Genomic DNA, 22,846 nt, shown 5'->3' on the forward strand with positions numbered 1-22,846 from the left:
CGCAGCGAATAAACTGTTATGAAGAACCGGATGCGTTAATTGCGCTCGTCCGGGTCTGTGAGGGGTGAGGGCAGTAATGTCCTCATCTACTCGGAAACCCGCTAATGTGGCCTTGGTTTGTTCATAGCCCTGATAGCCATCCACTTGCAAATAGCCTGAGTAATATCCCAGATACTCTACCGCACAACGCCCTGAGCGATTGTTCTGGTAGTCATACAGCACGATATTGGGTATCGGGTTTTCATTGGGCGAATCACTGCCGGTGCAATACAACCACATATAACAGGTAGATTTGTCTTCACTGATGACCTTCAGTGTGGTTTCATCTGCCTGAATGACGGGTTGTTCCAGTTGGATGGTCTTGAGCCGTTCAACTAAGGGTTTAAACAATGTGCTGCACTTTATCATCCAGTCGGCCATGGTACGGCGACTTAATTCGATACCATATTGTTTGAACAAGCTTTCCTGGCGATACAGCGGCAGTCCATATTGTTATTTACTGGTGATGATTTGGCTTAATAATGATGACGTAGCTATCCCCTTAGGAATAGGGCTGGCCGGTAGAGGCGCAATGTTAACCTTAACCTCAATACCTTGCTGCTCACACATGCGGCAACTGTATTTGGGCCTGACATGCTCTACCACTTTGACCTGGGCGGGGATGAATTCCAACTTTTCACTGCGTGCTTCGCCCATCTGATGCAGCTCACCGCCACAGCAATCACAGACCTTGTCTTCATCGCTAATGTCATGAACAACCGTTTCACGCGGTAAGTCTTTAGGCAGTGACTGGCGTTTCGGTGTTTTGTGGGTATAGCTGATGGCCTGTGTCTGGTCTTCCTCTTCAACGTGGTCAGCCTCTGACTCAGCTTCGTTAAACAACTCACCCTGGCCTGGATGGCTTTCACTGCTAGCTCCAAACTGCTTTTGTTGAGCCAAGCGGAACTGCTCTTTTAAATAGGCTATTCTGGCATCCTTCTCAGCCATTAATTCTGCTTGCTCTGCAAGCAATTTTCGAAGCTTTGTCAGTTCGTCAATCATGGTGTCATTTTACCAATAAAGCCCAGTAACCTGTTGTTTTTATTCAGACTAATTCGTGATCGTTAAATCCCTTGTATGATCACAGGTTATAAGGCCACCGACTGGAAGGTCATGGGTTGATGACCGATAACATCATACCCACTTAGCAACCACTCCAGTTGCTGTTCAGTCAGTGAATACGTTGGCGTACTGAGCTTACCTGGCCACTTGAATTTGTCCTTTTCCAGACGCTTGTACCACAGGGCAAAGCCGGTGCGGTCCCAGTACAGGATTTTCAGTTTGTCTTTGCCCTTGTTAAAGAACACGAACAAGGCGCCTGACATCGTCGGCAAAGCCATGTCGGTTTCGACGATGGCCGCAAGGCCATTGATGGACTTTTTGAAGTCGACAAAATCACGGTGCAAATATACTCGGGGTGGATCAACAAAAAGCTTCATGCCGGCAGGCCATTGAGCAAAGTGAGCAGGTAATCTGCCGGTGTTTCTGCTGGCAGCGATAACCTAGAGGCTGAAAGTTCGAGCACAATCGGTTGCTTAATATCTCGATGGACTTCTGTCGCAGTATGTTTGGTAACTTTTGTGCTGACAAAAGCGGATGTCGTGGCATTAACTAATCCATGCTTCTTCCGCTGAGTGAAAAGCCACTGGTTGAAATCTTATGCTGGCGACAAAATTCTGAAATGGTTAAACCGCTTTGCTGCTGGTCTTCCAGAATCTGCCGCCATTGGTCCCGGCTTCGAAATTTTCTCATTGCTCACTCCGTTTTGAATTTTGGAGTCAGCTTACTGAGATTTCTTCAACCACTGAATGTGCTGTTTACCGGACGCTTGCAAACGTCGACATACATGCTAGCGACGTTCGCAATATATGGCTGAGGGAAAAACATGAATATCACTGCATTACGGCTGGCAAAGCTTGCTGAAGCGCGGCAACATTGATAGTGTGATTACGTCAAAATCGCTTGGTACTTATACCGTCAGTATCCCTTGATAATCACACTAGTACATCTAAACGTCCATATGAAGCAACTTACCAAACACAGCCAAAACGCACAAAAAACTAATAAACGCCTTGTTTCGTCTTGGCGTGCTATTTGAGTCTGCTTTCGGTTTTAAAAAGTGCAAACTAACGGTACCCTTCTGTAAGTAGCTGAGGAACCGTCCCTCATCGCTGATTGTGACCTTAACCTTTGATTGCTCGTTCGACCTTAAGTATTCGACAAACCGATGTGGTATGACAATTTTGGTAACGACTTCATTGTCAAAACGACTCTCTATTTCATCAAGCCAAAATTTTAAATCTTTTCGATATTGACTGATCAAGTCTTTGTCAAATTGTTGTTCAGAGGGGAAATACCAAGTGAATGAAAGTTGCCAACTCTCGCTCTTTAGTCCTTCAAAAAGGTCGAGTAGCGTGCGTATCGCTTCTACGTTGTGCGATCTTATCAAAGAGTCTTTTGAAGCAACTCGATTCCTCATTAAATCGTGCATCCCCGACCAAAGTGCATGATTACCGTCCTCTGTTGCTCTACACCGGTCATTAAATGTAGTTAATAACTTTTCCACATTAGCAATTTCGCTTTTCTTGAGCATTGCGGCATTCGCATAGCGAGGAAGCTTATTCTTTGCTCTTTTACCTGGTCGTCTAGATAGGTTGTCATCTATGTTGATAATTTTGTTGATTAGCCCATCATCAACTTGGATAGACTGCATAATCTGAATGTTGGATTTTCTGTTTGCTAGCATTAACATCACTTCCCAAAGATCCAGTAACGAGAGTTTTTTGTTATTGGTCATCGAAAACGCATTTTGGATCTGCGCTAGTAGCGTTTCATTGTCGGCTGATATCTCTTTTGGTTCGCAAATAGTCATATGTCTTGGACGCAGAAAATCTACTTCATGTGCTGGGTTTAATAGTTTCGCACGCGAGTTCAAATCTTCATCTTGAAGCCCCCAGAATTCTTTAAGCGAAGGTTTACTGAGTTTATTGTCAGAGAAGGCAACATGCTGCACAAATTCGGACAGGTGGTAATAGGATGAAAGCGTCACCTCAGGTGTTGCGTGTCCCATTAATGATGATACTGCCCACAGTCTTTTCCTAGACCATGGTGTCAAAGCTAGTCGAGATGCTACTTTTTTATAATTTGCATCATTGAAATAGGGATGGTCGCAAAATTGATAAGTTCTAAATTTCTTCAGGAACTCACTATTTAATAGCAACATCAGCCAATTGCAAAATGAGTGGCGACAGTGATGAAAGACCAAGTTTTGGTCGCCAGTTACTGAGCGTAGTATATAACTAAGTAGATTGAATGCTTGGTTAGCTTCATTGATATCTGGCACTATTTTGGTGTTTATATTGACATGAAGCCCTCTTCGACCATCTAAATAGTCAATAAGCTCCTCTAGCTTGTCCTCAGGCCAAAGGCAATCAAGTGGTAGGTTACGAGAACTCTTTGCTGACTTTAAATCGCGAAACCTATTAGGCCGTACTTGCAGACTAACATAGTGTAGCCCCCCTATTTTAAGGTCCGCAAATTGTAAGCCTGAAATTTCGTTGCGTCGTAATCCACTATAGAACCCAAAACAAAAATAAAGTTTGGCAAGGGTTGCTAGTGGTGTGTTCAACAGGTCGCATAATTGGCATATCCTGTCCGCTTCATGATGGGTAATGATGTTGGCATTCACCCCAGTCTTGTTGCATGGGACATCGATATCAGAAACATCCATTTCCCTAACGAAGTTCTTAGTAACTAAAAAATCGGCGAAGTAAAGTACAAACTGTTTCTTGCTAGATATGATTTCATCGATGACGTCGTTTAATTTAGTCACCCAAATATCTGGTGATAGGGTTTGCATATTGCAACCTGCAAACTCTTGGATAAAAGGTTTGGCAACATAATCTACGTAGTCATATATGGTTTTAAGTCTTAGTCGGTCCTTTTTTTTGCCTCCTTCATCAAGTAGATGATATGCCCATGCGAGTAATAACCATATAAGAGGCTTTTGTATAGCATGCTCTGTTTGCTCTAGCCACGTTCGTAGTTTGCCTTTAAGTGGAGTAGTAATCTCACCGCTCTTCTTTTGAGTCGTGTTTATCTTCAATGGGCGAATAAACGAGGTTACTTCTGTATATTGTTCGGTAGTGGTTTGTTCTAGAGGAAATATACTCTTAGCGTATTTTCTATTATCGCTGCTTGGACGGTTAGCATCTGACCATGCTTTGCGTTGACGATGTGAAACAGTCCTGTCAACGATGAAATCTTGTTGTATCTCTACTGCGGTGCCTTTCAATAATCTAAATAGCGTATGTCTCTTAAGTGGAGTGGTAGGGAATATTCTTAGTCTAATAGCCGACTCAGCTGCACTTAATGATAATGCCAATTCAGTACGCAGCATACTTCGAAACATTATTGCGCTGATTTTGTATTCAGTGGGCACGATCTGAAATGTATGTAACGTTTTGTTGATTGCGTTGACTATGTTTGCAGGGCTGCGCTGTCGTACGTTCCAGTTCAGCTTGAGCAGCATGACCGCCGTCTCGGATAACCAAAACCGCTGATACTCGGTTTCAAAAAAGCACTCTTCTCCGATGTAAAAAATGTCTACCTCTCTATTTAAAAGGCTTCTGACATTTTGAGGCTGTGATACGCCCTCTTTAAGTATTAGCCAAGCAATGAGAATACCCACTTGATCGTAAGTGTTATTCATATAAATAGACAATGTGTCGGGTGCTTCAATAAACCTGTAAATTCTTCGTTGCAACGTAGACAGTATCATGTCGTCGGGTTGAATAAGAGGAATGTCTTGTCTGATTTGAACAGGAAAGGAGAGCTTTGGGGTTTTGATTCCAGACTCTTTTTCTAAGATACAAAATAGTAGTTCTGCAAGACGTAACTCAACCAAATGTAACTCGAATCCTTTGCTTAGCGAATTCGTGAAATTTTTTATAGATTGCGCTAAGTATTTTTGGTTGTCATAGCGAACATGACGTTGAAATTTTTCGATTACGTTCTTTATTGTTTTGTCGACATCTGCACTATCAAAGTGACTAATCTTAGAAAGTTTCACATACTGCGAGATATTCGTTTGCGCTGAACTCGCATAGTGTTGCTTGACATCAGTCGACAGTGATATCTGCGCTTGTTTAGGCATATTAAGACCGGAGCCTAGTGAGTAATGACGGCAGCGCTGTCCAACCCAGATCTTCCAGCATCTCATCAAGTAATGGCTGTAGCGATGAGACGGTCGTTGGATAGCTTGATGATGAAAACTTTTCCAAAGGGTTCTCACCAGAAACGAAGTGACCCAGCTGAAACTTAACCAGCTCTTGGTGCACGCCTTGAGTTTGAAGATATCTTCGCATGTAATGTCTTCCAAAATTTATCGGTAAATGTATTTCCGCGCGTAATTTTTTGGGGGTGACAGTAGTCGGTATAATGGATTGTTCCGCATTTTCCGCTTTAATTCGTTCGCCTTCTGTTTCATTGCCATGTGTACTAAACAAGAAAAAGACGCCAAGTTGAGTTGCGGAATTTCTGATAGTGATAAAATGATCGAGTCGCTCGCTTTTACCTTGCAAATGAACGTAATTTGTAGGAGAAAGTTGGGAAAATAGGTGTCTAGCGAGCAAAGGCTCTACCATACTGAGAAGGTTCGCCATAGTATTTATATGTACTTGATAGAATTGAAGTTGCTGGCGCAATAGTCTTGCACACACTATAACGCGCATATGTGAGAAGGTCTTTGTTGAGTCTTTGTCCGAAATACATAACGTATTTCTTTCTGGAAAGATTAGACTCAAGGAGGGCAGGGGGTTACATACGGCGCGGTATCCTGTTCCGCTCAGAAGCATCCCAAGCGTGTAGATTGTATAAGCATTATGATATTCAATGAGGCTTTCTATTTGCCTCGTAATTTGTCTAGATTGGAAATGAGTTTTTAGGTGTGCTGCAGTAGTTGAAATCCAAGTCTGCAATGCAATTTTCGTTGGCGTAAAACATGAACCCACTCCAATATGTTGTTCGATACCGCTTTCATTCTCGACGTCGTTATTGGTATTAACTGACGGCATGAGCTCTGGTGGTTTAAAATTAGGATCAAAAAGCATCACTTGTTTTAATACATCCTGCCAAATGGAATGAATGCGGGCATTGATTTCCCTCTCGCTGTACCAGGCATAGTGCCTCGGCGCTCTTGTGTAGTACGATATTTTGCCTGATAAAATTTCTAGAATAACGGGATCGTGTAGTTCTTGAGCAACTAGGAAATTCTGAAGAAAGCATTCAACCCTCGTAACACCTATCTGACTGTGGTTGCGATGATTTATGACCTTAAGGAAACCATCGACTGCATTTTTTATTGTGTTCAATCTGTAAGTGCAGCCAATAGTCTCGTGCTTGAGTATATCTGCAGCTACTATTTTGTCGCGTATAAACGCAGGCAGAAAGAGCTTTACGGTGGAACCTACTCTGAGTAAGTCTCTTCTATGCGAAAGAGAGCTCTTCGTAGTTGGAGATGGAGCGACAATCAAACTTGTTGATGTATCGGTGACATGAAGGCCTGGCTCATGATGGTTTTGATTTAGATGCACAGGAATGTTGAGGAGTTCGTCTAATTCTTTACCTAGGAACCAAATTAGACATATTAGGCTTTGAATGTAGCTTGCTGGTAATCCACTGTATGTACTGCTTGATGATGATGTTAACTCATGCCACAGCAATTGAAGTTCATGAGGTTGAAGAATTGCACGGTCTGTCGGTAGTAGGTTGTGACTGCGCCTAACGTCTCGAGTGATTTGTCTTCGTATTTTCTCAATTTTGTATTCATCTTTGATAACAGCTGTATCAGGGCGCTCATGCTTATCTTTACTTTCACCCGCCTCGTTAATTTGTACGATAGTCACACTCGGGTAGTCCTCGCTCAAGCATGCAGAGGGATCCTCCGTTTTATCATTCGATAAGTATTTTGCTTTAAGAGATGCAGTCAAAAGGTTTCCGGAACCTGGAAGTCTTACTAGCTTTGTTCTTTGAAAATAAGAACGTGTTTTTGAGGGCGAGTCGCGGGATTGTCTCACTCGCGTGGTCCAATTTAAGCGATAAAAATGTTCAAGGCTATAAAGGTATGTCAAGCTTGAAGGATTCTGATTACTTGGATTCAACGCTTTGATGCTCTCTCGAGCATGAGCTGCACTGATAGCCAGTGCATCTGGTGAACCTGATGTTCTCAAATGATAAGCTACGTCCGGATCGGTATATGATAGTCGGAATGCTCTTGCCGCTTCCTCTACTCTACGATTGCGTTTAATCTCAATCTCATTATTAAAATAGTGACTGAGAAATGAAAGTAAAGCAGACGCCATTTTATCGTCTTGATAATCATAAAATATAAACAGTAATGAATATATTGGTCGGAGGCTTAACCAGCCTTTCGCCTTTGTTTTATTGTATAAGATTTGTTGTTTAGCAGTTGGGGTCTGTACAATTTTTTGTTGTAGTGAATCGAAAGTGCTTAGCTCAATTTCAAGAAGTTTGAGCCACCTTTGTCCTGAAATTCCTCTAACATAATCAAGGATTCCAAAAACAAACCCTAAACCGCGAAAATCAATAGGGCACTCAATTTGCTCTAGGAATATCTCTACCTCCTCGACGTTGACGACATCGCTTCCGAAAAAGTCGATTATTTGTTCACGTGTTGGGGTTTCTATATTAATCACTACTGCGACTCAATTCTGTTTTTGATACTGATAAGTACTCAGCAACTTTTTCAATTGAATTAAGGTTAGGGAAAAGCGATAGCCATTCTTGAGATTGAAAAATGCTTCGTTTGCCAGGGTCGTGATTAAACCAAGTGCGAAGATAAAAGCTTATTTTTTTTGTGTCTGCGATAAAGCACTTTGAAAGTAAATCTGTACTCAGTGAGTGCAATATGATGGACCGCCTCAGTGACTTTGGCGGTGTTTTACCTAACAGGAAAACTCTTATGATTCTCTCTGAAGCCGTTTGATATTGCGCAGCGTATCTTTGGAATGCTAAGAAGGTAAAAAAACCTGACACTACGTAGTAATACCCTCTAGCTTGATAACAGATAATAGGGGAGTGAAGTGAGAGTAAATTTAAAAAAGGTGAGGTTTGTTCGTAGGTTTCTTTCGCGGTTCTAACGGCGCTAAACGGGTTAGCATTTTTGGTCATTGCGGACATAATACTGTCCGGAGAGAGTCTATTTAGTTTTACTTCTACCAATTCACTTTTGTCATACAAATTGCTGTCAAACTTAGCTAGTTCTTTTTCCAATTCGTTCATTATTCCACTCGCTAAAATACCAACCTCTTGCAATACCAAGATGAAACTAAAACGAGCCTGAAAAATAGCTAAATTAAACTGCGTTTTAAGTACTTTTATCTGTGACTGAATTGTGACCAAATATAGAGTGAAAATCAACCAAAAAGTGTTAAAGTAAAGGTCATAGGGTCAGAATAATTATCGAATTATAAATGTGTTATATGTTTTCTATGGTTTTGCGGAGGGTGGGGTAAGTGTTGATATATGTCTTGACATGGTAGAGGTCCCCTGTTCGAATCAGGGTAGACGCACCATCTTACGATTTAATTTCATCTTTTATTTACCCAAGTTCTGCGCAACACGCACTGTTACCCTTTTCTTTATTTAGCGATATTCACGAGCAATTTAACTTTTTAATGTCGGGTGGTCTGTATGATTTGGACTACACTAAAAGAATGGTGGCCGTTTTTATATTTTTGCTATTTAACAATTTAGCACTCGCGGGAGTACGATGAGCTTACAGAAATACCAAGAGCCCCCGTTATTTGAACAGCATGGTTCGGCTGAAAGGCGGTTCCTTCAGCTTATTAGTGCCTTGCCAAAGGTATCGGTGCAAGGTTATGACAAGCACCGAAAAGTTATCTACTGGAATAAATCAAGTGAAGACATGTATGGCTTTCGTGAGTGCGAAGCACTAGGTCAAAAACTTGAAGATCTCATCATTCCCTCGTTCATGAAAAGTGAAGTGATAAAGCTACATCAGCGATGGATAGATTACGGTGAGGCAATTCCTTCAGACGAACTCGTGCTTGAGAAGAAAAGTGGCGAGCCTATCCATGTTTTCTCATCTCACGTCATGCTGAAAGAAGGCACAGATTCACCCGAAATGTATTGTGTGGATATTGACCTGAGTGAGCAGCACAACATCAGGCAAGAACTTGAGCGAATGGCATCCACAGATTTGTTAACCGAGTTGCCTAATCGACGCCTGTTAGAGCAGTTTTTGACGTCGTCTATTGAGGATGCGTCGCGCAATGAGTCTGGCTTCGCTTTGTTTTTCATTGACTTAGATATGTTTAAAGAAGTTAATGACACGCTTGGGCATACCTGGGGTGATGAATTACTGCGCTCTGTTTCTAAGCGGCTGTCAGATTGTCTAAGCGAACGAGGCTTACTGGCTCGGTTTGGTGGAGACGAATTTGTTTTTGTCGCCACACAAGTGACTTCTGAAAATGAAAGTGCTGACATTGCTAAGAAACTTACTGAGTGTTTCAAGCAGAGCTTCGCACTTAGCACTGAAAACGTGCATATCACTTCAAGTATCGGTATTAGTATGTACCCTAAAGACGGAAGTGAGATTGATGATCTTCTGAAAAATGCAGACGTCGCAATGTATCAGGCGAAAGCTGAAGGCCGAAACCGTTTTCATTTTTTCACCCACGCTTTAAGTCAGAAAGTTCGACAACAGCGAAGTATCGCAGCTTATCTCTATGAGTCTTTGGTTAACGATGAGTTTGAACTCTTGTATCAACCTCAAATCGATTTGCTCACTGGAAAAGTGGCATCGTGTGAAGCGCTGTTAAGGTGGCGTCCTAAAGATGAGGATAGGACTGTTCCACCCAATATCTTCATCCCCATCGCTGAGCGCAGTGAGTTAATTGTTCATATCGGAAATTGGGTGTTAGAAAAGGCGTGCAAACAGGCACAGCTATGGAAAGAGCAAGGCATTGATATTCGCGTTGATATCAATGTTTCAGGAAAAGAGTTAGAGCAGAATGCTTATTTCGAACGCCTAAGGGAGTGTCGAGAGCGGCACGGTTTAATGCCTAAAGATATTGGGTTAGAGCTTACCGAAAATGTGCTTATTAAGTCTGACAATACGATTTTAGAGAATTTGAGAGCGCAACGCGACCAGGGCGTTGAAATATCGATTGACGACTTTGGTACGGGTTATTCTTCGCTTAGTTATTTAAAACAGTTTCCCGTTAGCCACTTAAAAATAGATCGTTCATTTTTAAGAGGTGCACCGGAAAATGCCTACGATAGCGCGCTAATGGAGGCTATCGTGAATGTTGGTCACAAACTCGATTTAAACATTGTTGTTGAAGGCGTGGAAACTCAAAATCAATCGAACTACTGTAAGTCTCTTAACGTTGAATATGTGCAAGGCTTTCTGTATTCAAAACCCATTAGCTCTGACGCCATTATAAAGCTGCTTAACGAACAGTAAATGCGGTTAAAAGGAGGTGTATATGAAAGAGATTTTCACAACACCGCCTTAAACGTTTCATTAAATCGACGCACAATTAAGTCGTATAAAGCGCGAGGTCTCACATAAAGCGTCAATACTTATTCTGACGTTCAGTGCCTCAGACCAGCGAGCTTACACTTAGTACATTGTCCAAAGTGAGGGTTTAGAAAAGTAATAGCCTTGTTGGTGTTCAACGTCTAGTTTGCTCAGTGCAACAAACTCAGCCTCGTTTTCTACCATTTCCGCAATAACATGGATATTAAGGCCTTTCGCAATATTGATAAGGCTAGAGACAAATAACTGATTATCTTTGTTGGTATGAATTCCCTGGGTTAGCCGTCCCGAAAGCTTAACGAATTGAGGCTGAATTGCCCTTAAACCCGCAAGCGAGGCAAAGTTATCGCCAAAGTGCTCTATGGTAATTCTACAGCCCAGCTGTATGAGTTGACGGCAAAAGTTCTCGGCTACTTCTCGATGGTGAATAAGCGCTGCATCTTCGACTTCAAAAATAAGTCTTGGGCATAGCGTTTCCCGGGTTCGAAGCTCTTCAATTAACCATTTTCTAAACTCGCCGTTGGCAACTGAGGCGTTACTAATATTTATAGCAACCTGATGAGACGTTACCGTTAGTTTTTTAAATACAATGCCTGCAACCAACTTGTCGACTTGAGGAATAAGGTCCAATCGCTCCGATGCGGGGATAAGTTGTGCCATGGGTATAACATCATTGGTGTCTTTGTCTTTAAATCGAGCGAACGTTTCGTAATATGCAGGTGTGTTTCGCTCTACATTCATCACGGGTTGAATGAGAATATCGGCATATTGCTGCGACACGATGTAATTGAGGCGCTCACGCCATTTTGTATTGCTATGAACCTGAGACACCTCTGAAGAAAACTGCCATCCTTTTTGCGTTTTCATGGCCGCCATCAACGCACAGTCAGCACTTTCCATTACCTGCTGTAACGACATTTGGCTAGAAAAACGTGTTACGCCCATCCACGTTGCTTTGCTTCCATCTCGAAGTGGCGTGGCGTTTGCAAACTGCTTCGACATATTTTCTAACATCAAATCCCGTTCGTCCCGCCCCATAATTTCACTTATCAAGGCGAAATCTCCGCCTGATAACCGAAATACAAAGCCACTTTTGCAACTGTGCTTCGCCTCATGCACAAGAAAGTCCGCGATAGATTTTACATAATTGTCACCAGCCAACATGCCCAACTTTGTATTAATAGTGGTAAGTTGAGCGAGCCTGATGAGAATCAGCTCTTTTTCCTGGAAATTAGACGTGTCAGACAACAGCGCGCGAGTGTGTCGCTCGAATGCACTGCGGTTCGACAACTTCGTCAATGTATCTTTATTGGCTTCTGTTTTGAATCGCTCAGATTGCTGAGCAATGTCATTAAATTTTGATGCTAACGACGTGGTTAGAGTGTTCACTGTGCTGGTAAGTTGGCGGTAATCTGTTGTAAACGCATTTACCTGCGAGGGGGTGAAGTCGTGGCTATTTATCTCATTAAGCTTCTTAATGGTGTTGGCAATGGGGCGCCTAGCAAATTTGGTTACCGTGACGATATATAGCGCGAGGGCGAAAAATAGCCCACAAAAGATAACAGCATTTTTGATGAGAATAGCGGTGATTTCAGTGTAAATATAAGACGTGTCTGACGTAACTAACAAATAACCATCATTGTTCGAAAAAGGAATTTTCTTGTTAACGGCAGGTGCGGAGTCCAGCTGTAAGTACCAATTAGGAACAATAGTGTTAGGCGAGCGCTCGTACTTCGCAAACACATTTCCTTCGACATCAATGACTTTGGCTGCAGATAAAAACGGCTGCAATACCATTTGACGAAGCATGGCATCAATCACTGATTGCTTCGACTGAGAAGACAAGGCAGAGGTTTGTAAGACGGTTGTTTCGTAACGCAGCCGTGCTTCTTCAGCTTCTTGCTCGATTGACACTGAAGTGCGAGATTTTATTTCGCTTAGCTCAATACTCGACAACACCGTAAATGCTAAAAGCATAAGGGCAAAAACGCCCAAATTAATTTGACTAGACAGCTTCATTGCTAGCAGTTAGCTCCTTTAACTGAGAAATTTATTATTCGCCTCAACCAAATCGAGTGCTATCACTTTGATTGAGGCTTTTGTTATACCCGCCAATAGTGCCTAAGCGGCGAATAATAAATGTACTGCAAAACATAGAGTTAAGCGAGCAATTAAAAGCCCAGAATAATGAAGCAAGCGCTGTTTATTAGCTACTCACCTTTCGTCTAACCACCAGGTTTTGTTCGGAGCTTCGCCTGCACCCTTAACCGGAACAACTTCGCCAAAGATAGGAATACTGGTGGGAACACCCTTAGTACCAGCAAGGTCTGTGATTTTTATTAAAGGCTCATTCCAATTATGTAGTGCTAAATCAAAGGTACTGTTGTGCACAGGCATCATGACACTCGCTTGAATATCAATATGGGCTTGCAAGCTCTCTTCAGGCAGCATGTGAATGTCAGACCATAGCTCGTTATATGCGCCGGTTTCAATCATCGATAAATCAAACGGACCGTACTTTTCACCAATAGCTTTAAATCCGTCAAAATAGCCCGAGTCACCGCTGTAAAAGATGTTGGTATTTGCAGATTTGATAACCCAACTTGCCCAAAGAGTTTCGTCTCTATCAAATAAACCTCGCCCTGAGAAATGCTGAGACGGTGTGGCCACTATTTCAATGTCGCTCAGCTTTGTACTTTGCCACCAATTTAGCTCAACAACTTTATTTGCATCCACACCCCAGTCACGTAAATGATTGCCTACTTTTAGCGGTGTAATAAACACGTCGACTTTGTTTTTCAGTATTTCAATACTGCCCTTATCTAAATGGTCGTAATGATCGTGACTTATGATAACGGCATCTAATTTAGGCAAGTCTTCCAGTGAAATTGGCGCTTGGTGGAAACGCTTGGGTCCCATCCATTGGACGGGAGAAGCACGCTCACTAAAGACCGGATCGATCAATATATAACGCTCGGCGAGTTTCAATAGGGTAGTAGAGTGGCCCAGCTTTATCACGCTGTCTTCTGCAACTGCGTCAAGCATTTGTGGTGTAAGTGCCGACACGGGTATGTCAAACGTTGGCGTTGCAGCATCTCTATTGTCACGAAAATACGCTTTGGTGACTTTCCACATGTCTCGCCACGTCGTTTTATATTCAATATGAGTATTAGTGAATTTTTCAGGTTGCGGCGCGCTTGCAGCAAGGGTGTTTGAAGAACCACAGAAAGATGTCATAAATAAAACTCCAACAAGAAAGCGTGTGCGATTAAAAACGGGCATGCTCTCACCTTAAATAAAAAAAAAGTATACTGCACAGTGTAGTTTACCCATAATAAACTAATTTTGTTAAAAGTAAACTGGTGGGTGTAGTTTTTGTTGAGAAGGATAGATTGCAGCTAAGCGATAGTATGCAGCCAGCATGAGTAGACTCTCCTCATGCTGGCTGTTAACAATATTAGGTCCGCACCGTTTTTGCGCTACCTACACGAACTAGCGCACAACTAATTGAATTTGTAGTGCGTACTTTTTATTCTGACTTTATACCGTGGAACGTACAGTGCAGCACAGGCAATATGAGCAGTGTAAGTACGGTGGCAACGGTCAGACCAAATACAATAACAACTGCCATTGACGCGAAGAACGCATCAGAAAACAGCGGGATCATACCCAGTATGGTGGTGATGGCTGCCATTGAAACGGGACGTACACGAGATACTGACGCGGCTACTACGGCATCGAATGCGCCACTGTTACCCTTTGCCTGTACGTTTATTTCTTCCATTAATACGATTCCGTTTTTAAGCACCATACCAATAAGGCTTAAGCTGCCGAGCAGCGCCATGAACGTAAAGGGTGCACCAACTAGCACCAACCCGCCAATAATGCCGATAGTGGTGAGTGGAATTACGCCCCATATCGCTAACGCCTGACGAAGCTTGCCAAACAGCAAAACGGTGATAATGAACATACCTAATATACCAATAGGCATACTTGCAAATAGTGCGCTTTGCGCGTCTGTTGAGGTCTCGTATTCGCCGCCCCATTCAATATGGTAGCCATCAGGCAGTTGAAGCTCTTCTACAAGAGGGCGAACTTTAGCTTGCACGCTCGCAGCCGTCTCACCGGATAAAGGCATGGGCTCTGCATAAACCGCCAGCATCCGCACCCGGTTGCGGCGTTTGATGATAGGGTTATCAAGCGATACATCCACATTGCTGATAACATCAGCCATGCTTATATATTTACCTTGCTCTTGGCTCCATACGTTGAGTGAGGCGAGGTTATCTATGTCATAGCGCTGGTTTGGATCGTTGCGCATGACAATAGGTATTAAATCGCTACCTTCGCGGTAAAGGCCCACAGTCTCACCTTCATTGTTCAGTAAAAATGCGGTGTGAACGGCATCTCGCGTTACGCCGATACGCCTGGCTTGTTCTTCCAGAAACACAGGTTCAACAAATGGGACTTTGTTGCTCCACGACAAGCGAACGCTGTCCATGGTTTTCTCTGCTTGAAATATCGCTTCAATGTCGCTGCTTATCTCACGCAAAACTTCAGGCTCTGGTCCGTAGATTCTCGCTTCAATTGCCGCTTTTGCAGAAGGGCCTACTTGAAGTGCTTTTACCTTGTATTGCACATTAGGGAAGTCTTCTCGCACCAGCTCGATAATTTCTCGCATACGAGCATCACGAGACTCAACCGTATCAGTTTCAACGATAAGCTGACCATAACTGGCGTATCTGTCTTCTGGCGCATAGGTGAGGGTAAGGCGCTGTGCTCCACCGCCAATAACGCTTGTTACGTTGGCAATATTCTCCATGCCTAACACGTTGTCTTCTAAGCGACGAATAGACTGCTCGGTGGTTAAGATGTCGCTACCTTCAGGCAACCACAAATCGACGAAAAACAGCGGTGTGGATGAATCTGGGAAAAATGCATTTTTTACGAATTTACCTGACGCCATGCTGCCTACTAATGCAACAAGTACCAGTACAATTGTCACGTAACGATGATTGATAGCAGCAGTAAGCACACGCTTGTATACCGTAAAAATAATGCCCTTATATGGGTCGTCATCTTCGTCATTAGCACCGCGCTCTTTTTCAGTTTTAAACAGTAAGTCGAAAAAGAAGGGGGTAATGGTAAGTGCGGTGATCCAACTTAAGAAAAGCGAAAAGCAAAGTACCCAGAAGAGGGAGCCGACGAATTCACCTGTGGCATCTGGCGATAGACCAATTGGCGCAAAAGCGGTAATGGCAATCACAGTCGCGCCAAGCAGCGGCAACCCATTTTGCGATACCACGTCTTTTGCCGCCTGAAGCTTGGTTTGTCCTTTTCTCACACCAATCAACATGCCTTCGGTTACCACGATGGCGTTGTCGACCAACATGCCAAGAGCAATAATAAGCGCACCCAAGGAGATTTTTTGCAACTCAATGCCTTTTACCGACATCAATATAAAAGTGCCAAGAATGGTAAGCACAAGAATGAGCCCCATCAGAACGCCACTGCGCCAGCCCATGAAAAGTAGCAGCACGAAAATAACGATGGCCACGGCTTCAACAAGGTTGATAAGAAAGCCAGTTACAGAATCGTCGACCACTGTGGGCTGGTTGTAAACGGTATTTAGCGTCATACCCAGGGGCATACGCTGCTCTAGCTCGGCAATTTTGCTATCAAGTCGTTTACCTACATCAACTACATTTACCGCCGACGCGAACGATACACCAATTGACAGGGCCGGCGTGCCAGAACTGTGATAAAGGATTGAAGGGGTATCGTTAAGCTTGCGCTCAATAGTTGCGATATCTGTTAAGCGAATAAGGCCGCTTGCAGGTGAGCCAATTACCACCTGACCTAACGCCTCTAGGTTATCAAATTCGCCAGTGGGCTGTATGGACAGGCGTTTGCCTTGAACCTTGATCGAACCCGCGTTGCCCACTACATTCTGCGCGGTTAAAAGGCCTGCAATGGATTCTGCAGAAACATTTAGGGTTTTCATTTTATCGTGATCTAACGACACAATAATTTGTTCATTAACGGTACCGGCAATCGACACCTTTTTTACACCGTCAACAAGCTGGATCTCTCGCTGCATTAAATCTGCAAAGTCTTCCATTTGCTTAAGGGAGTAGTCTTCGCTTTTAAGAGTAAGCAGCAGGCCAAATACGTCACCAAAGTCATCATTTACAATCGAGGTGCTGGTACCAGGTGGCAGTGATGCTTGTGCATCGCCCACTTTACGACGCAAGTTGTCCCAGTATTGCTCTAGGTCCTTGGCCTGGACACTACTTTTAAGCTCAACAGTAATTTGCGATAGCCCAACCATGTTTACTGAGCTGATTCGTTTTACGTTGGGTATACGCTGAATCGCCTTTTCAAGCTGCAGCGTAACTTCTTCCTCAACTTGCTCAGGCGTTGCCCCTGGGTATTGAGTAATAACCAGAGCATTTCTAATGGTGAATTCGGGAAACTCTAGCTGACCTAAGCCAAGAAAAGTCACAATGCCGCCAACACCCAAGATGATGGCGACCATCAAGCTAATTACTTTTTGACGAAAAAAATACTCGACCATGGCTTATAGGCCCCCTTCTTTCGTCCACTCCGTAACAGCTTGGCCTTCTTTTACAAGATGAGCTCCAGCAGCAACGATTTTATCATCGTCGTTTAGCGGGCCTTCAACTAACAGACCGTTGGAAATACCGCGCGTAATCATCACTTCTACTGCTTCTACAGTGCCCTTCGTCGCGTCGCTATCACTTGGCTTAAAACGCCATACAATTGCTTTGTCTGGATCTGCATTGTCAGTAACCACCGCACCAAAAGGTACTAGCCAAAGCTTCGCGTTAGACTCAATGAGTTTCGACATATCAAGTAATACGGTGGCGCTCATGCCCGCTAGAACATTGATGTCGTCTGGTTCTGGCAGAGTAATTGTTACCTCATAGCTAAGTTCGCCTTGTCGCGTGGTGCTTTCGTGATCCTTATACATGGCCGCGTAACGCTTGTCTGGCATACCTGAAAAGCTGACCCATGCCATTTCAGATGTACGGTTTTCACGGGCTCGTGAGCGATCAATCATGCGCATTTTTTGCTCTGGCAATTGAAACGTAACGTCGATAGCGCCCGGCATATGAAGCTCGGCAATGGTCTGCTGAGGCACAATGACTTGGTAATTTTCAACAGGAACAGACGCAATAAGCCCCGCAAACGGTGCGCGAAGCTCCGTATAGCTTAGTTGATCCTGGGCGTTGGTCAGACTGGCTTTAGCGGCTAAAAAATTGGCTTTCGCTTCATCAAACGTAGAGCGGCTTACCGCGCCTTTTTCAACGGAAGCCTCCATGCGTTCAAACATAGCCGATGACACGTCAAACTGAGACTGGGCAGTGGCTAACTGTGCTTTCGCGTCTCTATCATCAAGTCTAGCGATAAGCTGGTTCTCTTTAACTTCTTCACCCGCTTTTACTTTGAGTTCTTGGAGTTTGCCGCCAATGCGAAACGAAAGGTTTGAATACTCAGCCGCTTCCACTTGCCCCGGGAATTTAGCGATGGTTTCGTCTGAGTGCTGCACTTTGTAAAGCGTTACCGGTGTTGATGAGACTGCTTTGGGAGGCGTGGGGGCTTCTTCACATGCACTTAACCCAGCGAGTGCAGTAAATACCATCACAGTGCGCAGGGCTAAGCTGTGAATGAGACTTTTTTCAGACAACATGGTAACTCTCCATTTAAATAGACCACTTTTTATTCCCACTAAGGCAATGGGTTATCTTGTACAAGGCGCGTGTCAACTTCTGAACGTGAAAGATAAAAAGCCAATATACGACAAGTTTGATATACATACAGGTTATAGTGCTTTTTTCTCTTTTCGATCATCTTTTTGTTTATTTTTACAAGGCGATAGTACGCTATCGCCCATGAACATTCGTGGGTGTCCGGTCACTATAAGACAATTACCCTCTCGAAATGCCGTTGGCTAGCTCACAATTCACCCTTATCAGGTTTCTCATCGGGCGCGAGTATTTCAGCATAGCCTTTCGGTGGTGGCGTCCAGCCACGCATTTTCGAATGCTTGTCGTGTAAATCTGCTTTTAGCGCATTTTCGATTAGCGACTCAAGTTCAATAAAGAGTTTTAGATAATTATTGTCTACTCGTTCTCCTCTGGCCTCAACTGCCCACGCGTGATACAGCACATCGTTTTGCTGAGCCTCAATATTTTTATACGCCATTTTTTGTCGCTCAACTTGGAAAGGGTGAATATTGAGTGAGCGAAGTGCCTCTGCGCCCATCTCAAGAGCGCTGTGGTACGTTTCAGATACCACAAAATCTGCGCCCAACTGACGCAAGCGATACCCATGGCCGCGGTCAAAGGCACGCGCAAGCACTTTAATATTAGGAAAGGCGTGCTTGGCGTATTTCACCATTTCGGCAGCGGTTTCTTTATCGTCTATAGCAATAACTAGTAACGATGCTTCATGGGCGCCAGCAGTATGCAAAATGTCTGGTTTGGATGCATCGCCAAAATAGGCTTTGGTGCCAATCCGTCTGATAAGGTCTATTTGCTCAGAGCGAATATCAAGCACATCGGTATTAACACCGTTGGCTACTAAAAGACGGTTAATGATTTGTCCAAAGCGCCCAATTCCAGCAATAACTACTGTGCCTTTCTCGTCAATCTCATCTTCAGCTCGCTGTGATTTCGCGTTTTTGTAGCGAGGAATGATGGCCTTGTCGAAAAGAATAAAAAGTCCTGGCGTTAGGAACATTGAAATGGCAACAACAAGCGAGAGAACAGAAATAATGTCGCTAGGAAGCACATAGTTTTGCGAGGCAAAACTTAATAGCACAAAGCCAAATTCACCCGCCTGAGCAAGGCTTAGTGTGAACAGCCATTTGTTAGTGCCTTTTATTTTAAAAATTAAGGCGATGATAAACAGCACAATGGCTTTCACAAGCATAACAGCTACGGTTAGCCCTGCTATTAGCATTGGGCTCTCACTAATTACAGAGAAGTTAATGCCAGCGCCTACCGTAATAAAAAAGAGGCCTAACAATAAGCCTTTAAACGGCTCGATATTAGCTTCAAGTTCATGTCTGAATTCACTGTTTGCCAAAACTACACCAGCCAAGAATGCACCAAGGGCGGGAGAGAGACCTACAAGTCCCATTAGTGCTGCAATTCCTATAATGAGCATGAGCGCAGTGGCGGTAAAAATTTCCCGTAAACCCGACGCAGCAACAAACTTAAATAAGGGGCGACTTAAGTAGTGTCCTCCGATGGTTAAAAAGGCAATTGAGCTAATGATCACGAGACCTGAAGCCCAAGGGGCAAGCCCTTCAACTAAATTAAAGCTATCGTGTGACCCTGTATCGCCGCCATGTGCATTTCCTGCTTCGACCAGTTCTGGTATGGCAAGGAGGGGGATAAGCGCAAGCATGGGAATAACCGCGATATCCTGAAACAGCAGTACAGAAAAAGCGCTTTTGCCTCCTTCCGTTTTTTGCAGCCCTTTTTCTTGCAACGTTTGTAAAACAATGGCGGTTGAAGAAAGGGCGAATATAAGGCCTATTGTAAGGGCAATGCTAAAAGGCTGAGCAAGCAATATGGCTACGCCTGTGATAAGGGCGGTGGTTAACGCTAACTGAAGGCCGCCCAATCCCATTAGTTTTGACTTCATCGCCCACAGCGAGCGAGGCTCTAGTTCTAGCCCAACCAAAAACAGCATCATGACTACACCGAATTCAGCAAAATGTTGAATGGCAACAGTTTCGTCACCAACAAGGCCAAATATCGGGCCAATCACTAGCCCTGCTATTAAATAGCCTAGTACAGACCCTAATCCAAGACGCTTCGCAATGGGCACTGCAATTACGGCGGCGACCAGATAGATAAATGCATATAAGAAATAGCCAGTCACGTTACTCTCCTTGCGATGTACAAAGGTCTGCGAGATTCTCGATGTGCTTTGCTTTTTCTAGATTCAGGGTGTTAGTGGTCAATTTGTTTAGCAAGGTTGTCCACTTGCCTCTATGTTCAGCAACGCGATGCTCTTCTCGCGCAGTACGAGAGCCAAAGATCGCAAAAGGAGCAATGTAGGTCATGTGCGTGATCTGAGCCATTTGCTCTAAAGGCTGGAGCAGTTGCCTGATGGTGTAATGATTAAAGCCATCAGTTTGATAGGCTTCTTCCTTACCGCCTGCACTTAATGCGCAAAGAAATAATTTATCTTTAAGTGCAGTGCCTTCATGCCCATAGGCAAAACCATATTCCAACACTAAATCTTGCCATTCTTTTAAGATTGAAGGTGTGGAATACCAGTAAAGTGGAAACAGAAAAACAACGACATCGTGATCGATTAAACGCTGCTGCTCCCGTTCAATATCAATATTGAAATCTGGATACTCTGCATACAAGTCAACAGCAGTAACGTGTTTATTCATTTTTGCTTCGTGAAAAAGCGGCACATTTACTTCTGAACGGGTTTGCGCGGGGTGGGCAAAGAGAACCAGTACTTTCTTACTTTTCTTAGCGCTCTCTACATTGCTTTCAATGATGTTCTCGTCAGTCATACATTTCTACTCAGTGCTACAGCCAGCTCTCGTTGAGCGATAAGGAGCCGTTGATTGTTGATGTGCAAAACACGGCAAAGGTCAAAAGACCCTAGGTTATTCATTAATTCAATCTGTACGTTTAGAGCAAATAAGAATGTGTTTTTCCTCAAAGTTATAAGGTTACTAATATTTATTAGGTTGAAAAAAGTAACCTGATTACCATTATGTACTCACGTATAAAAACAGCTTCGAACAGAAGCGTCGACGGAACACTATTTTTAACTTTTGATTAGGGCCTGTTGACCTTTGATGTACAAATTTTGGTCTAGATAGAAGCCTTTTAATCGCGAAACAGTCCTGCAAGCCTAGTGGGCTAAGTTAAAGGACTGTAACAAAGAGTAAAAGGCTTCCATGACGACCCCTTTGGGCAGCGCCTGTGTGCCACCTATACTGCGTTGATTGTTTTCGATTTAGAACCACTAGACCGTCAAACATTCGTCTTGTCTAGATGGCACACAGACCGCTGCAAAATTGTACAGCAAAGGTCAGCAGGCCCTAGGACAGTATAAACATGAAAACACCAGTAAAAACACTCGCACTTGCATTATCTTTACTTTCTCCCCTTGTTTCTCTTTCTACTCAAGCCCTGCCGCAAGGAAGTGAGCTTAAAGCTGGGGCTGCGGTATGGAACTTGTTTGATGACGCAGACCGTTACGCATTGCACGTCGCCTACATTCATAAACCGCTGGACTCGTTTTACGGTTTACGACCTACCGTACTTCTGGTTAATGCGGACCAAGGCCAACATTACTTCGCAGCGGGTTTGGCAAAAGATGTCTACAAATACAATGACTTTTCAGTACGCGTTGCCTTTCACGCGGGCATTGTTGATGAATCTGAAAATTTAGGCGACACCATTGAATTCTATTCATCACTTTCCGGACTCTACAATTTTTCTGAATCATTTTCGCTAGAAGCTGAAATTGGCCACATTTCTAACGGCGGGCTAGGGGACACGAACCCTGGTTCAGAATCGTTTGTATTGAGCGCTCACTACCATTTCTAATGGTATGCATTAGTTGCTTGATTGGCGCCTAGTGCTCTACCTAATTCTCAGAGATAGCCGTGAACCTTTCGAATTGGAGTTAGACTAATTAACTAAAGGTATACTAGAGGCCAAACTTGCTTATGTGGTCTATTTTAGTTACCTTGTTCAAACAAACAATTAGTATACTTTTAGTAACTAGGTGGCTTTTTTAGGAAAATAGATGGAAAGTGAAATAAAAACAGACGCTAAGGGTAGAAAAACCGTTCTAAATACGTGCACAGAGCCTTGTGCTATAGAGCGTGGAATGCGCCTAATTGGTGGAAAGTGGACGGGTTCTATTATTTATCATCTCAAAGATGAGCCTGTTAGATTTAACGACCTGTGTAGAATGCTTGGCGGCGCCAGCCGGAAGATGGTCGATCAGCGCCTTAAAGAGCTGGAAAACAACGGTATGGTGATCCGCAACGTTATCGACTCTCGTCCAATTGCGGTTGCTTATAGTCTCACCGAGTTTGGGCGCTCAGCGCTAGATATTCTTGAACAGCTAAGAGTCTGGTCTGAAAACCACACGAATGATTAAATACCGCTAGCGGTGAGCATTTATCTCACCGCATTTGCTTTA

The 22,846-nt window shown here is 43.6% G+C and carries 14 protein-coding genes and 1 pseudogene; 3 read left to right on the forward strand and 12 right to left on the reverse strand.

Features of this window, described 5'->3' with window-relative positions:
• Positions 1-96: 96 nt before the first annotated feature.
• From tnpC to BIZ39_RS11640, 6 genes and pseudogenes are all read right to left on the reverse strand, one after another.
• A pseudogene (gene tnpC / locus BIZ39_RS22270) lies at positions 97-1,041 on the reverse strand (IS66 family transposase); the annotation flags it as partial.
• 86 nt (positions 1,042-1,127) lie between these two features.
• Positions 1,128-1,478 (reverse strand): IS66 family insertion sequence element accessory protein TnpB, encoded by a 351-nt coding sequence (gene tnpB, locus BIZ39_RS11625; protein WP_187447030.1) that lies wholly within the window; start codon positions 1,476-1,478, stop codon positions 1,128-1,130.
• Positions 1,479-1,650: 172 nt separating this feature from the next.
• Positions 1,651-1,791: an IS66 family insertion sequence element accessory protein TnpA gene (gene tnpA, locus BIZ39_RS22615; protein ID WP_410369562.1), complete on the reverse strand. Its 141-nt coding sequence runs from the start codon at positions 1,789-1,791 to the stop codon at positions 1,651-1,653.
• A 256-nt stretch (positions 1,792-2,047) separates the two neighbouring features.
• Positions 2,048-5,194 (reverse strand): hypothetical protein, encoded by a 3,147-nt coding sequence (locus BIZ39_RS11630; protein ID WP_187447031.1) that lies wholly within the window; start codon positions 5,192-5,194, stop codon positions 2,048-2,050.
• A gap of 1 nt (position 5,195) precedes the next feature.
• Entirely contained in the window at positions 5,196-7,754 is a 2,559-nt protein-coding gene (locus BIZ39_RS11635) for a hypothetical protein (protein WP_187447032.1), read from the reverse strand.
• Entirely contained in the window at positions 7,747-8,340 is a 594-nt protein-coding gene (locus BIZ39_RS11640; protein WP_222936563.1) for a hypothetical protein, read from the reverse strand. The genes BIZ39_RS11635 and BIZ39_RS11640 overlap by 8 nt, the downstream gene beginning before the upstream one ends.
• Positions 8,341-8,830: 490 nt before the next feature.
• On the opposite strand from BIZ39_RS11640, the gene BIZ39_RS11645 reads away from it, so the two are divergent.
• Positions 8,831-10,549, forward strand: coding sequence for an EAL domain-containing protein (locus tag BIZ39_RS11645; RefSeq protein ID WP_187447033.1), 1,719 nt, complete (start codon positions 8,831-8,833; stop codon positions 10,547-10,549).
• A 159-nt stretch (positions 10,550-10,708) separates the two neighbouring features.
• Here BIZ39_RS11645 and BIZ39_RS11650 read toward each other — a convergent pair whose 3' ends face one another.
• From BIZ39_RS11650 to BIZ39_RS11675, 6 genes are all read right to left on the reverse strand, one after another.
• On the reverse strand, positions 10,709-12,643 hold the full coding sequence (locus tag BIZ39_RS11650; protein ID WP_187447034.1) for an EAL domain-containing protein: 1,935 nt from the start codon (positions 12,641-12,643) through the stop codon (positions 10,709-10,711).
• Positions 12,644-12,838: 195 nt separating this feature from the next.
• Positions 12,839-13,906 carry an MBL fold metallo-hydrolase gene (locus tag BIZ39_RS11655; RefSeq protein ID WP_187447035.1) on the reverse strand — a complete coding sequence of 356 codons (1,068 nt, stop codon included), beginning with the start codon at positions 13,904-13,906 and terminating at the stop codon, positions 12,839-12,841.
• 247 nt (positions 13,907-14,153) lie between these two features.
• Positions 14,154-17,201 (reverse strand): efflux RND transporter permease subunit, encoded by a 3,048-nt coding sequence (locus BIZ39_RS11660; protein ID WP_187447036.1) that lies wholly within the window; start codon positions 17,199-17,201, stop codon positions 14,154-14,156.
• Positions 17,202-17,204: 3 nt separating this feature from the next.
• Positions 17,205-18,338 (reverse strand): efflux RND transporter periplasmic adaptor subunit, encoded by a 1,134-nt coding sequence (locus tag BIZ39_RS11665; RefSeq protein WP_061094730.1) that lies wholly within the window; start codon positions 18,336-18,338, stop codon positions 17,205-17,207.
• A gap of 266 nt (positions 18,339-18,604) precedes the next feature.
• Positions 18,605-20,542: a monovalent cation:proton antiporter-2 (CPA2) family protein gene (locus BIZ39_RS11670; RefSeq protein ID WP_187447037.1), complete on the reverse strand. Its 1,938-nt coding sequence runs from the start codon at positions 20,540-20,542 to the stop codon at positions 18,605-18,607.
• A 1-nt stretch (position 20,543) separates the two neighbouring features.
• Positions 20,544-21,194, reverse strand: coding sequence for an NAD(P)H-dependent oxidoreductase (locus BIZ39_RS11675; RefSeq protein WP_061094732.1), 651 nt, complete (start codon positions 21,192-21,194; stop codon positions 20,544-20,546).
• Positions 21,195-21,747: 553 nt separating this feature from the next.
• Between BIZ39_RS11675 and BIZ39_RS11680 the strand changes: the two genes are divergently transcribed.
• Both BIZ39_RS11680 and BIZ39_RS11685 read left to right on the forward strand, forming a co-directional pair.
• Positions 21,748-22,242, forward strand: coding sequence for an acyloxyacyl hydrolase (locus BIZ39_RS11680; RefSeq protein ID WP_101564083.1), 495 nt, complete (start codon positions 21,748-21,750; stop codon positions 22,240-22,242).
• Between the two features lie 202 nt (positions 22,243-22,444).
• Complete coding sequence (locus BIZ39_RS11685; RefSeq protein ID WP_014949063.1) at positions 22,445-22,804, forward strand: winged helix-turn-helix transcriptional regulator; 360 nt, start codon at positions 22,445-22,447, stop codon at positions 22,802-22,804.
• Positions 22,805-22,846 lie beyond the last annotated feature (42 nt).

It is taken from the genome of Alteromonas sp. BZK5, from assembly GCF_014349115.1.
Classification (GTDB): domain Bacteria; phylum Pseudomonadota; class Gammaproteobacteria; order Enterobacterales; family Alteromonadaceae; genus Alteromonas; species Alteromonas macleodii.